This window comes from Rhodospirillaceae bacterium, assembly GCA_018660465.1.
Classification (GTDB): Bacteria; Pseudomonadota; Alphaproteobacteria; order Rhodospirillales; family JABJKH01; genus JABJKH01.
On record JABJKH010000004.1, the window covers coordinates 31944 to 45004 of the forward strand.

General features: G+C 50.6%; 15 protein-coding genes. 7 read left to right on the forward strand and 8 right to left on the reverse strand.

Annotation, left to right across the window (positions count from 1 at the left end; genetic code table 11):
* Window positions 1-154: 154 nt before the first annotated feature.
* The 3 genes from HOM51_00695 to HOM51_00705 all read left to right on the forward strand — a co-directional run bounded on the left by HOM51_00695 (window position 155) and on the right by HOM51_00705 (window position 3045).
* The gene (locus HOM51_00695; protein MBT5033010.1) at window positions 155-2116 is read left to right on the forward strand and encodes a sodium:solute symporter; all 1962 of its coding nucleotides are present in this window, start codon (window positions 155-157) and stop codon (window positions 2114-2116) included.
* An 81-nt stretch (window positions 2117-2197) separates the two neighbouring features.
* Window positions 2198-2437: a hypothetical protein gene (locus HOM51_00700; GenBank protein MBT5033011.1), complete on the forward strand. Its 240-nt coding sequence runs from the start codon at window positions 2198-2200 to the stop codon at window positions 2435-2437.
* Complete coding sequence (locus HOM51_00705) at window positions 2434-3045, forward strand: tetratricopeptide repeat protein (GenBank protein ID MBT5033012.1); 612 nt, start codon at window positions 2434-2436, stop codon at window positions 3043-3045. The genes HOM51_00700 and HOM51_00705 overlap by 4 nt, the downstream gene beginning before the upstream one ends.
* 2 nt (window positions 3046-3047) lie before the next feature.
* Here HOM51_00705 and HOM51_00710 read toward each other — a convergent pair whose 3' ends face one another.
* The 4 genes from HOM51_00710 to HOM51_00725 form a co-directional block, all read right to left on the reverse strand.
* Complete coding sequence (locus HOM51_00710; GenBank protein MBT5033013.1) at window positions 3048-3248, reverse strand: hypothetical protein; 201 nt, start codon at window positions 3246-3248, stop codon at window positions 3048-3050.
* Window positions 3249-3284: 36 nt separating this feature from the next.
* Entirely contained in the window at window positions 3285-3827 is a 543-nt protein-coding gene (locus HOM51_00715) for a hypothetical protein (GenBank protein ID MBT5033014.1), read from the reverse strand.
* A gap of 163 nt (window positions 3828-3990) precedes the next feature.
* Entirely contained in the window at window positions 3991-5034 is a 1044-nt protein-coding gene (locus HOM51_00720) for an MBL fold metallo-hydrolase (protein ID MBT5033015.1), read from the reverse strand.
* 56 nt (window positions 5035-5090) lie between these two features.
* Window positions 5091-5990, reverse strand: coding sequence for a haloalkane dehalogenase (locus HOM51_00725; GenBank protein MBT5033016.1), 900 nt, complete (start codon window positions 5988-5990; stop codon window positions 5091-5093).
* Between the two features lie 129 nt (window positions 5991-6119).
* On the opposite strand from HOM51_00725, the gene HOM51_00730 reads away from it, so the two are divergent.
* Together HOM51_00730 and HOM51_00735 are read left to right on the forward strand one after the other, a co-directional pair.
* Window positions 6120-6926: an SDR family oxidoreductase gene (locus tag HOM51_00730; protein ID MBT5033017.1), complete on the forward strand. Its 807-nt coding sequence runs from the start codon at window positions 6120-6122 to the stop codon at window positions 6924-6926.
* 10 nt (window positions 6927-6936) lie between these two features.
* Window positions 6937-8190 carry a D-amino acid dehydrogenase gene (locus tag HOM51_00735; protein ID MBT5033018.1) on the forward strand — a complete coding sequence of 418 codons (1254 nt, stop codon included), beginning with the start codon at window positions 6937-6939 and terminating at the stop codon, window positions 8188-8190.
* On the opposite strand, the gene HOM51_00740 is transcribed toward HOM51_00735, so the two are convergent.
* The 4 genes from HOM51_00740 to HOM51_00755 all read right to left on the reverse strand — a co-directional run bounded on the left by HOM51_00740 (window position 8187) and on the right by HOM51_00755 (window position 10767).
* On the reverse strand, window positions 8187-9083 hold the full coding sequence (locus HOM51_00740) for a diguanylate cyclase (protein MBT5033019.1): 897 nt from the start codon (window positions 9081-9083) through the stop codon (window positions 8187-8189). The two genes, HOM51_00735 and HOM51_00740, sit on opposite strands and share 4 nt — an antisense overlap.
* 60 nt (window positions 9084-9143) lie before the next feature.
* Complete coding sequence (locus tag HOM51_00745; GenBank protein MBT5033020.1) at window positions 9144-9680, reverse strand: hypothetical protein; 537 nt, start codon at window positions 9678-9680, stop codon at window positions 9144-9146.
* Window positions 9681-9690: 10 nt separating this feature from the next.
* On the reverse strand, window positions 9691-10116 hold the full coding sequence (locus tag HOM51_00750; protein ID MBT5033021.1) for an OsmC family protein: 426 nt from the start codon (window positions 10114-10116) through the stop codon (window positions 9691-9693).
* 90 nt (window positions 10117-10206) lie between these two features.
* Window positions 10207-10767 (reverse strand): OmpA family protein, encoded by a 561-nt coding sequence (locus HOM51_00755; protein MBT5033022.1) that lies wholly within the window; start codon window positions 10765-10767, stop codon window positions 10207-10209.
* Window positions 10768-11124: 357 nt separating this feature from the next.
* On the opposite strand from HOM51_00755, the gene HOM51_00760 reads away from it, so the two are divergent.
* The gene (locus tag HOM51_00760) at window positions 11125-12072 is read left to right on the forward strand and encodes a hypothetical protein (GenBank protein MBT5033023.1); all 948 of its coding nucleotides are present in this window, start codon (window positions 11125-11127) and stop codon (window positions 12070-12072) included.
* 80 nt (window positions 12073-12152) lie between these two features.
* Window positions 12153-13061 (forward strand): hypothetical protein, encoded by a 909-nt coding sequence (locus tag HOM51_00765; protein ID MBT5033024.1) that lies wholly within the window; start codon window positions 12153-12155, stop codon window positions 13059-13061.

Consider the following 13061-nt stretch of genomic DNA (forward strand, 5'->3'; position numbering starts at 1 on the left):
TCCATTGGGGGATAGGCCAAAAATTTAGAGACCTGACACGGCGTTTAAAAACGGGTCCGTCGATTTTTTACTTTGTGGTGTTTGGCAAAGACTAAAAAATTAATACGCTAAGCACCGTTGGTTAACTAGGGACCGGCAATACGGGAGACTTATCGTGGCACCTAAAGTCATATGGTTATTTGTGTTTGTAGCGCTCTATTGGGCCTACTGCATATTCTGGGGCATTAAATGTGCCCAGATGGCCAAAACCGCTACCGATTACTTTATTTCGGGACGTCAGATATCCATGTGGGTATTTGTGCTAGCGGCAACGGCAACTTCGTTTTCGGGATGGACCTTCATGGGTCATCCCGGTTTGGTTTATCGTGACGGCTTTCAATACGCGTATGCTTCATTCTACGCAATTACAATTCCGTTCACGGGAGTTATGTTCCTTAAGCGCCAATGGATGTTGGGCAAGCGGTTCGGCTATGTAACGCCGGGCGAGATGCTTGCTGATTATTTCCGTGGCGACGCGATCCGGATTTTGACGGTTGTCGTGGCTCTGCTGTTCTCGATCCCTTATTTGGGTCTACAGCTTCGGGCTTCTGGCTTCTTGTTCAACGTCCTGACAGACGGCTTGGTCGACGTAGAAGTCGGCATGTGGGTCTTGTCTGCGGTTGTGTTAATCTATGTGGCTTCAGGCGGTCTCCGCGCTGTGGCTTACGTGGACACACTGCAGTGCGTCCTGCTCGCCCTTGGTATCGTAATCACCGGTATGATCGCATTGAATGCGGCTGGTGGTTTTGAAGCGATGAACCAAGGCTTTGCCAAGTTGGGCGCATCCGGTGTCGGTAAATGGAAGACCACTCCGGAGGGGTATAACGCTTACTTTGCTATACCCGGCGTGATCCAGTGGACAGCCGGTCTGGGTAAAGAAACTCCTGTCGGCGGTCTTTGGACTGGCGTCATGGTGTTGACATACATGTTTGCGCTTATGGGCATTCACTCCGCCCCGGCGTTCACCATGTGGTCCTTTGCAAACAACGATCCGAAACCTTTTGCAACGCAGCAGGTTTGGGCTTCTTCGTTCGGCATCGGCTTGATCCTGTTTGTCTTCACGGCCTTCCAAGGCATGGGCGCACATCTTTTGGGTGCCAATGGCGCGGTGACCGCTGAGACAGGTATGATCGCAAGCATCCTTCCAGACCTAACCGCGAATAAACAAGGCGGGTTGGTTCCCCACTACTTTAATACGATTGGGGAGTCATCACCTTGGCTGGTTGGCTTGCTGGCAGTTTGTGCACTTGCAGCGATGCAGTCCACGGGTGCCGCATATATGTCAACGGCTGGCGGTATGCTGACCAGAGACCTCTATAAGCGCTACCTGAACCCAGATGCGTCACACGCGACGCAAAAGCTGTTTGGACGGATGGGCGTTGCCTTTATCGTTCTCGCCGCTTTGGTTGTGGCAACCTTCTCCAAGGATGCTTTGGTTCTGTTGGGTGGTCTGGCTGTTGCCTTCGGCTTCCAGATGTGGCCGTCATTGGCCTCGGTTACCTGGTTCCCGTGGATGACCCGTCAGGGCGTCACATGGGGTCTGGCCGCTGGTTGTCTTGGCGTTATCTTTACTGAGAACTTCGGCACTTCGATTGCCGGATTCTTCGGTATCGAACTCGGTTGGGGCCGTTGGCCGCTGACCATGCACTCAGCTTTCTGGGGCATGTTCTGCAACTTGGCTGTCTGCTTACCGTTGTCGATGATGACGCAAGACGATGCGGAGACAGCGCATAAGATGAAGTATCACAACTTCTTGCGCGAACACGCCAGCTTGTCACCTGAGAAAAAGGGCCTTGTCCCTGTCGCTTGGGCGATCACGCTGTTGTGGTTCTTCTTCGGCGTCGGGCCTGGTGCTGTCATTGGTAATGACATCTTCGGTGCACCGAATGCAGGCTATGCAGCTTGGACATTTGGCATGCCCTCAATTTGGGCTTGGCAGATCCTGTTCTGGGCTCTTGGTGTCTTCATGATGTGGTTCCTCGCCTTCAAGATGGAAATGTCCACACTTCCGGACAAAGAAGTCGAGGCGTTGGTCGAGGATATCGGCGACACCACGCTGGAGGCTCCTGGCAACTAGCCGAGAGCGTTCTCAATTTTTGGGGAAGGGTTTACGCCCTTCCCCTTTTTTTTTGCGCCGCATCGTGGCACAAATATAATCATGGAATACTTGTTAAAAGCACAATGGCTGTGGACCTTGGTTCTGGGAGTCGGTCTTTATTTCCCGGTGCGCAAACTGATCTGGGTGATGTCGGTACGCCGGGCTGAGCGCAAGCATGGACCGACGGACGAAGAGAAGCGTGACGCACTCAAGAAGCGTGCGTATGTCACGGCCGCCCTCTTGTGTTTTATATTCTCCATCCTCTACACAAACACCCTGTTTCAGACACCCCAACCATGAACCGAAATATTCTTCGCCGCTATGTCATTCTGATGGGCACCGCCACTGTTGTGATGTTCATATTTTGGGCATTTACCCGGGAAGCTGTAGAGACACCCGTCGGTGACTACGAAGTTCGCCAAGGCGATATCTTCCTGAGTGACAAAAAATATGACAAGGCCATTGAACGCTTTGGGGCGGCGCTAAACATTAGCCCCGATCACCGTGGCGCCTTAATGGGTCGAGGGATCGCCTATATGCAAATGGGCAAAACGGCCGAAGCCGAGGCCGAATTCACCTATCTTATAAGATTTCTCAAGAAGACTTTGGTTCCAGATGATTTGACGGGCATCGGCACCTTGGCAGCAGCCTACACCAACCGAGGGATTCTATACGACCGCACGGGTAGATATAAAAAGGCGCTTTATGATTATGCCAACGCGCTCAGAACTGATGAGGAGACTGTCGAAGGCCCTGGCACAATTTCTAATGTCCTTTATGCCACACCAAACCCGGCAACGGTTCGTAAACGCGCTACCTATCTTGAGAAGCAGTTGGCCCTACCACCCGAAAAGCGTCTCTTGCGCGTGCCTGAGAAAGACAAAGACCAGCGCATGTATAAGCCTTGAAGTTAGAAACTTACGAGCTTCAACATATCGCCAAACAAGACCTTGAAGAAAAATACTGCGGCGATCGTTCCAAACAGCAATCGAACCCAATCGGACTCGCCATTCGCATCACGAAAACGGATCGCGTGAAAAGCGATGGCCGCCGTCGCAGCTAGGAAAATGATGTTAACGAGACCTTCGTATTCGCCGGCTGATTCAAACATAAATGAACGTTAGCCGCTTCGTCGCTGCCTTGCAACTCAGGGAATTGGTGCCGGTGCCCGATGGGGCGGAATGGTATCCGACCGCCCCCAAGTCATCGAAGATTGTTTCCCCTGGTCGGAGATTTTGAGTTCATCTTCGCCGAAATATGGTGGCAGTAATGTCGCTGATTTGGTTGCAGTCTTGTCAGCTAACATCAATCCTCCAACCAACATGAACACGCACGCTGCTGATGCCAGACAAAAGGCCTTTAGGCCTCTCGGACCATTTTCGTGATAGTCGCGATCATATCTATGATAGCTGGGTTCCCGGTCATCAAGCTGTCCGTCCTCGCTCAACGCTAATATCTTTCGGGCATAATGCCGAGCCCAGGGCGGAACCTGGTGTTCAATCATGTAGGATTTAAAGAGGAACGACGACATTTCTTCACCGAGTTCTTCACCGTACCAGTCAACATAGGCCAGTTGCAGCAACTGGAATTCACCAACCTGCAATAGATTTGCAGCCTTGGCGACAATCATACGCTCGCCGAGTTCTTTTTCTTCTTGGTCAGGGTTCATCAGAACTTTAAAGAAATTCATGTGTGCTCCCACAGAGAATGCCCGCAATGAATGCCGTCCGTTCTCGAATACTAGCAATCGATTATGTCTTAATTACGGACTAATTCTACTCAATTCACCGTGAGGAGGATTTAGAGCACCGATCCCCCTCAGATTAACCACGCTTAATACTGAACCCTCACGGTTATGGTGGTGGGTTCAACTCACCCCCTACTTTCGACCAGGCATCAATTCCACCACCTAGATGATAGATGTTTTTAATTCCCGAATTTTCCATTGCTTTTAAAGCCATAGCGGAGCGTTCCCCAAAGGCACAATAAAGCACTAAATCCTGCCCCCCATTTTGCGCCAAAATTGTTAGCAGGCCACCCGGTTTAAGATAGCTATCAAGGTGGTTGTACGGGATATGAACTGATCCTGGAATGATGCCGTGCTGCAGACGCTCTCCGTCTTCGCGTAGGTCGACAAATAATCTATTCTCCGTACCAAAGGCGCCCACCAGCTTATCCGCTGCCAACGTGCAATTCTTAATGTAAGGATCGTCTTGGGCCAGCCCAATTTTTAAGTTAGCTGGCACCGCCACATCCATTAATTTCGGATTGGGGAGATTGAGGTTGTCCATGATCTCTACATATTCATCTGCTGAGCTCACCTGAAGACGCGGATTAAAGGAACGTTCTTCGCCAATGGTACTAACCGTGTCGCCTTTATAATCGTGACCCGGATAGACTAAGGTTTCATCAGGCAGGGTTAGCAGTTTATTGAAGATAGACTCATAACCAGCCCGCGAATTTCCATGCTGAAAATCTGTTCGACCGGTCCCCCGAATTAATAAAGTATCCCCGGTGAAAACCATTCCCGGCATCTTGAAACAATATGAATCATCCGTATGGCCCGGCGTATAAAGGACATCCAGGCGGATATTATCCACTTCAATCACGTCTCCATCATCGACCCGCATGGAAACCGTATCGACCTTGGATTCCTTGCCCATAACTGTGACACATCCAGTTTCATCGCGAAGCGCGCCACTACCGGTGATATGATCCGCATGTACATGAGTTTCCACGGTCTTTATCAATCGAAGGTCCAATTCGTTCAGCAAGCCTAAATAGCGATCGACCTTATCAAAAACTGGATCGATAATAATCGCTTCCCCTCCGGCATGACCGCCAAGAAGATAGGTATATGTAAACGAGACGCTGTCGAACAGTTGCCGGAAGATCATTGTCCAATCTCTATTTGTTGCGGATGGTAATTCACGAGAATTATAAGACCTAATGTCTACAGTTTCGAATACCAATTAGCCAATGCCTGGCCAATTTCATGGGGGCTGTCTTCGTGAACGTAATGCAGCCCCTTGACCATTGCCTCTGTCTGATTGGGAAAGCGTCGTACGTTTTCAAGGATTGCCCCTTTCAGCACAGTCGCCGGTTCGCACATAATCAACAGCTTTGCGACCGGGTTCTGCATCAGCCAAGCGTTGTTGGTCTCGATGATTTCCAACACGTCAGCGGGCTCTCCCTCAACCGGAATTTCCCGTGGCCACGTGAGGGTTGGTCGGCGGTCCTCACCAGCTTGCCGATAAGGCCGTCGATATTCTTCCAAAACCTCTTCGGGCAGATCGCGGATCACCATCGCCGGAAGAATCTTCTCAACGAAGAAGTTCTGTTGGAGAACCAGTTCCTCGCCTTCATCAGACTTAAACCGGCGCATCAAATCGGACACATGAGGCGGCCAATAGTCCCAACCGAAATTTCCCATCACCCCTTGGGTGTAGGCGATGCCTTTAATGTTGGCGCTGGTTTCCCGCGCCCAGGTGGTCCCCAGTTGCACGCCCCAATCGTGCATCATCAAAATGATCGGGCCTTCTAAGCCTATTTCCGCGAGCAACCCATTCACGTAGCGTTGGTGCTCTTCTAGCCTATAGGACCCTGCGTCTGTGTTTCCAAGTTTTTCAGAATCTCCCTGGCCGATGCTATCGATGGCGATGCAGCGGGCTTTGTCTTTGACATGCGGCATAATGTTCCGCCACATGTAAGACGACGTGATGTTGCCGTGAAAGAAGACAAAGGTATCCGGGCCCGTTTTTTGGCCCGGGTCCGTATCCACGTACGCCATAGATTTTCCCAAGACTTGGGCGCGTTCCTTTGAGTACCGCATTTCGGAAATAATTTCGGTCATCGTACCCTTCTTAGATTATTGTTTTCATTCAGGTGGTGAAGGCCCTTTATACTTATGTTTATAAAAGATTGCTTGTCGTTACGACAAGGTTGGCTATAGCTGTAGCCAGAAATACAACAGAGGTAACCAATGGACTTAAGAATTGAGAATAAGGCAGCAATCGTCACCGGTGGAAGCACGGGTGTGGGCAAAGCCATTGCTCAAGAACTGGCGCTAAACGGTGCGCGAGTTCTGATCACGGCCCGAAATAAAGACCGCTTGGAAGCAGCCGCAAACTCAATCCGCGAGCACACCGGGGCTGACGTTGTCGCGGTTCCCTCCGATGTGTCGGCATCCGAATCGCCCGCTCAGTTGGTCAAAGAGGCCCTAACCCAGTTCGGTGGCGTCGATATTTTGGTCAACAATGCAGGGCGTGCGCATGCGGGAGGCCTCATGGATACGACCGATGACGATTGGAATGACATGATCGGCACCAAGATCAATGCCCTTGTTCGTCTGTGCCGGGAAACAATCCCACACATGCGGGCAGGTGGGTGGGGCCGAATTGTTAATATTTCATCCATCGGGGGAATTTATTCCAATCCGAAGTTACTGATCTCCCACACGCTCAGCGCCGCAATAAATAATTTTACCAAGGGCTTGGCGTTAGAAGTTGCGGCCGACGGTATTTTGGTCAACGCCATTGGCCTTGGAGCCATTGCCACCCCTAATTGGACCAACAATATGGTGCCTCTCGTTCGGGCAACACGGGATGATCTGGCAGACCTTTCAGAGGAAGAACTTGTCAGGCGCCTAGGCAAAGAAAAAACCCCCGTTGGGCAATTCGGCCAGCCTAAGGATATCGCTGATATTGCCGCTTTCCTGGCATCGGATCGAAATCGCTTCGTCACCGGTTCCACCATTGAAGCTTCCGGCGGCGCTGACCGGTTCATATAATCGGGTGACGATGAAAACCCTGGTATTAGGCGCGGGTGTAATTGGGGTGACGAGTGCCTATTATCTGGCGCGCGCAGGTCACGACGTTACAGTCCTCGACCGCCAACCAAGTGCCGCGATGGAAACTTCGTTTGCGAACGGCGGCCTGGTTTCACCCAGCCATGCAGAACCGTGGGCAGGGCCAGACACCCCGGGCCAGATCATCAAATGGTTTTGTCGCCAGGACGCTCCGTTTAGATTTCGGCTCCAATCAGATCCAGGATTTCTCAGTTGGTGCATAAATTTTCTTGGCAATTGCCGTACGTCGCGGGCAAGGATCCACGGCGAACGTATGCTCAGGCTCTCTCTTTACAGCCGCGATTGCCTGAGCCAACTGCGCGATGAAACTGGTATTTCTTACCATGCCCAACAAAAAGGAATTTTGCATTTTTATCGAAACTCAAAGGATTTACACAAAAACCAACTTCGCGCCGAACACATGGCCGAACTCGGCTGTCCATTTCGCGCCCTGGACCGAGCAGAAGTTACGGACCTGGAACCCGCCCTTAACAAGGTTCGTGATCAAATCGCCGGTGGCCTGCATTACCCCGAGGATGAAAGTGGTGATGCCTACATTTTTACGCAGAAGCTGACGGACCTCTGTAAAACCCAAGGCGTTAAATTTATGTTTGGAACGACGGTTGGCGCGCTGGTCACAAGACAGGGAGACGTGACGGGCGTTGAAACGAACAAGAAGATGTTGAGCGCAGATGCGGTGGTATTGGCACTTGGAAGTTACAGCCCTCGGCTCACGCGACCGCTTGGGCTCAAGCTTCCGATTCAACCGGTTAAGGGATATTCAATCACCCTGCCTGTCATGCCAGATCAATCTGCCCCCGAAATCAGTCTGGTCGATAACGAACGGAAACTCGTCTTTAGTCGCTTTGGCGACCGGCTTCGCGTTGCTGGAATGGCGGAAACTGCTGGGTTCGATACATCGGTGGATCCCACCCGGGCGGGATCGATCCTGAAAACAACCCTGGATTTATTTCCTGACTTGGACGGTACAAAAGACCCGGAATTTTGGGCCGGTCTTCGTCCAATGACGCCTGATAATGTGCCCCTCATTGGCAGAACGAAGATCAAAAATCTTTTTGTGAATTCGGGTCATGGGGTGCTCGGTTGGACGATGAGTTGCGGCTCAGGTCAAATCATCGCCGATCTTGTTAGTGGTAAGGAACCTGGAATTGATATGGACGGCTTAGGCGTGGAGCGATTTATCTAGCTTGCCGTAACAACGCAGTCTCTTCCATTCTTTTTCGCTTCATAAAGGGCTTCATCAGCACGTTTCTGAATTTCCTCTATGCTTTCATCTCTTTTAGCTTCTGCAACGCCGATACTAACCGTGAAACTGAGCGGCTCCTGTGCCGTATCTATCACAATTTCCGAAACCAATTGCCGTACGCGCTGAGCTACAAGTTCTGCACCAATTGCGTCCGTCTCAGGAAGCAGTACAATAAATTCCTCCCCACCAAAGCGTCCTAGCACATCCTCGCTTCGAAGGGCCGACAGAACAGTCGTAACCATAATTTTTAGAGCCTCGTCCCCAATATCATGCCCGTATGTATCATTCACCTTTTTAAAGTGGTCAATATCGACCATTAACAAAGTTAAAGAATGGCCATATCGGATATTTCGTGAAGTTTCCTTTTTCGCTGCGGACAAGAAATAACGACGGTTAAATGCGCCTGTTAGGGGGTCTGTATAAGCAAGGTGTTCTAGCTCTTTCGTCACCTCTTGCAATTTTAAAATATTTTTTACACGCGCCAGTACGATACCGAATGAAAATGGTTTTCGTATATAATCGATTGCCCCAATACTGAGTCCCCTTTCCTCATCCTCATCGTCGTCTTGGCCTGTGATAAAAACCACCGGAATCTGTGCAGTTTCATCATTGGCTTTTAGCTGCCGACATACTTCATAGCCATCTATGCCTGGCATTTGTACGTCTAGAATTATGATATCCGGTTTAATTTTATTTGCAGCTTCTAATCCTGCTGCGCCATCGAAAGCCATTTCTATATTTGCGAGGCTCATAAATACGGACGACAATAAATCCCGAATTGTGGGGGAATCATCAATTATCAATATCGTCTGGCTCGCAATATTTTTAGGCATTTTACTCTAAGACCGTATTGCTAATTTGAGCTCCATACTGAGCTATCTCTTGTCGATGGTCTAGTCCCACGTCAACCAGTGGCGTTCATCAAAAATCTCTCGCCCCTTTAGCGTTTTAACGGCAACACCATCTTGACCCGTGAAATCGACTCGGGTGGCAATCCCCTTGATGGCTTCAGGTGTAAGCTTAAGAACCATCTTATCTTTTGGACTTTTGCGCCATTTATTACGGGCATTGCCCAGCTGAACCAGACGTAACTCCCGACCAGTATGGTTCACGATCACGGCTCGCAAAGTCGGGCTAGGCTCCGGCAAGGGAATGACTTTTTCTGAGGAAAATTTATAGTGTCCCCCAGAGATTCCCAAATTCTCCATCACACTGATTTTTCCATTTATTTCAGTGGCGACGTAGACATCCATTTGGTTCTGGATAACCTTGGGCATGATGATCGCAGTTGCGACCCCGGGGACAATCAAGCCAACAATCACAAAACGCCGCCAGCGTAGCCACGTAGCGCCAATAAAAATTAAAATGATTCCCACCGCCCACATGCCATAGAGGACAAAATGCCAATTGGTTTGATCGATGATCAGCATGGAGCGTTCTTCATGCTTCGGACGTATCGACGATTTCGATAGTGTGGGTGATCTCAGCTGTTTTTGCTAACATGATTGATGCTGAACAGTATTTTTCAGCCGACAGGTGAACCGCTCGTTCGACCTTTTCCCGGCTGAGCCCCTGCCCTGTAATCCGGTATCGCATGTCGATTTGGGTAAAGACCTTGGGGTCATCCCCGGCCCGTTCGGCACTCACGTCCACCACACAATCTTCAACGGTCTGGCGAGATTTCTCGAGGATATGAACCACGTCGAAGGCCGTACAACCGCCCATGCCGAGCAACAGCATTTCCATCGGTCGAACACCGAGGTCTCTGCCACCCTGGTCAGGGGCTCCATCCATAACGACCGAATGCCCACTGCCTGACTCGCCAAGAAAGGTTCGTTCTTCAACCCACTTAATTCGTGCCTTCATCTTTGCCGCCTTGATGTATTTTTTGGTTCCGGGCGGCACTTTACCGGCCCCCAGGTTAGGGTCAAGGAATTCAGCGCGATTGTAGGGATATCAGCGGCCCAACAAAATATTATTGATTTCCTTATCGCGGTCGGGTTTAGCCTGAACCTGGACTGGGTTTAAATTGATTACCTCCACCCGTCGGTTGGCCGAGGCCCGGGGATTAACCGGGTCTTTAAGATGACTTTCGCCCTTGCCCTCTGCTTTCAAGCGAGCCGTCTTAATGCCATGCTGTTTTTTTAAATACGCGACCACTGCAGTGGCTCGACGCTGGGATAGGGTTAGATTGTAGCTCGCCTTTCCGGAGGCATCCGTATGTCCGACGATTTCGAAAGAGGACGATTTCAGCCTTCTACCCTGAAGTGCTTGCCCCAGGGCATCCAATTGACGCCGCGCCCGCGCCGTTAGTTTTGCTGAATTGACCTTAAATTGGACCTCTAGATCAACGGCACGTTTCGGCTGGCCACCATGTCGCGGCAAATATTTAATCGGCGCGAGGCTTTTAATGATCGCATCTGCATCCAACGGTTCGGCCACTGTAGGTCGTACAAACGTAGACGAGAGCCAAACCGACACCACAAACACCAAACCAACCCGGAGCAATATTTTCATCTTCTGCTGCCTCTTCCAAAATTTTGCCGCATTCGGTATATCTAATAGCACCTACCGTACGACACCCATCGCTTCTCCACTATATCCCAGTATTAAGGAAGGATAGGGGCGATTTTTCCTATTTTATTTTGGAAATTTAATATCGTTAGTGGTTAACTTAATAATTATGGCGATAAACTCGACTTTAGAACCGGGAAAGGACCGATTTAGAGCAAATTTTTCTTTTGGTCATAGGCATATAGACCAAAACACAGAAAAAAGCCTCTAATCCGTTCATAGCAGGGTCAGACACTGGAATTTGGGATACGAATGATAAATTTGTATTTCGCCAGAAATTTGATTTAGAGGAGGGGACCTATGTCACGTTTAATTTTAATTGCCAGCGCCGCTTTTATGTACTTGGGATTGGCCGTTACGCCTACAACCGTCATGGCCGCCGATGATCCAAATATTTTGATCATGGCTGAAGATGCAGACGCCGACGGTGTCGCGCGTAACAGCCGCATTTCCACACGCATTCTCAACGCAGTGGTCACGCAACTCGACCAACGGCGCTATCGCGTTTATGACGAAACGGCCGTAACCATTGACACCCACAAGCAGGGCCGCACCCGGCGCACCGATGCCGAATTGATCGATATTGCAAAAAGCATTCGCAAACCGCCTATCGACGTCGTCGTGTTCTTCACGGTTTATGCCAACGTTGATCGCAAGAAATATTCCAACGACCTACACCTCCGCATTGTTGGACGCTTGTTGAGCGTTCATGACGGCCGCCGACTTGGCAACTGGGAAGAAGAACTTCCGGATCGCTGGTCGCTGCCAAACCGTTGCTTCCCTGATGACAAGGGTGTGCGTCGCGATTGCCTGCTGGAAGCCGTGGGTCGGGATGCCCGACGCATCGCCACCGGCATGAGCTCTGTGCTTGCTGAACGGCTGGAACACCTGACCGACGGCGGACGCCGTTATGGTGGAAGTGGTCGCCGGGATTCCAATTTGGAAAAAGGTTATTCATTGACGTTTGATGGCTTTGACCGCCGCGACATCCGTGAAATCGAAGAATACCTGACCATCTTCTCCGGCTACATTGATCACCGTCCGACAACGTCGATGACCAAGTATGTCGAGTTCTGGTACGAATCCACCATCCGGACGTCTAAGTTGCGGCGTAACTTGGAAAAGATGATGGAGGTCCTAGACTTGGATTACACGATTCAGTTTCAGGGAAATAAGTTTTCTCTGAGGAATAAAAATATCCGCCGACAAGGTGACCGCGACCGTCGCGGCAGTGGCTTCAAGTGGTAATTGACCTGCTAGGTTCCCAGCCCTGTACAAGACTGGGAACCTAGCGTTTCTTTAATTTATTCTGATAGAGGACACGTACGATGAGACGTTTTGCATTCGTCCTGTTGGCTTTGTTTGGTTTGTCGGCTTGCGCCGGTCAAGGAAACTATGGATCTCATACTGTGCTGGTCATGGGCGAAGATCAGAACTCGGGGAGCGTTTCCCGGTCCAGCCGCGTCCATTCCCGAGCCCTAAACGAAATCGCTGATGAATTAAGCAGCTTAGGCTTCCACGTTTTTGATGAAACAGCTGTGACTTCAAGGTCACCCGGACATTCCCGCCGCTCCAGCGCCGATCTAATTGACTTGGCACGGGGCGTCAGGAACCCACCTATCGATACCGCAGCCCTGTTCACCATCTATACCGACATCACCCGGCGCGCCTACACGAGCAAGCTCCACATGCGGATCGCAAGCCGCTTGTTGGATGTCCATGGTGGCGGGCATCAAGGAAACTTCGAAGTTTCCAAAACCGCAAACATCCGACCCAATTGTACCGGCAGTTGTGAAATAGAAGCCGCCAGCAGGCTCGCCAAGCAACTCGCAGGCGAAGTAGGTCGGGAATTGGCGGATCGCCTAGGGTCTAGGATCGATTCCTCCCGGCGTTCCCGGTGGCGGAACCGCGATCGGGACGATGACGGCCTGATGGTCGACTACGCCCTCGAATTTGATAATTTCTCCAACCGCCAGATTCGTGACATCGAAGACTATCTGGTTATTTTCCGCGGCTATAATTCGCACCGTGTGACCACTTCGTTCAGCCGACATGTTGAATTCAACTATCGTTCCAGCATTAGACGAAACCGCCTCGTGCGCAACCTTCGTCGCATGCTGGACGAACTCGACATCAGCGCCCGAGTAAACTTCGACGGCGACGAATTCAACATCCGCCAAATTCAAACAAACCGCGGTCGCCGTAAATACCGGCGTGATCGGAAATATCGGTATTAA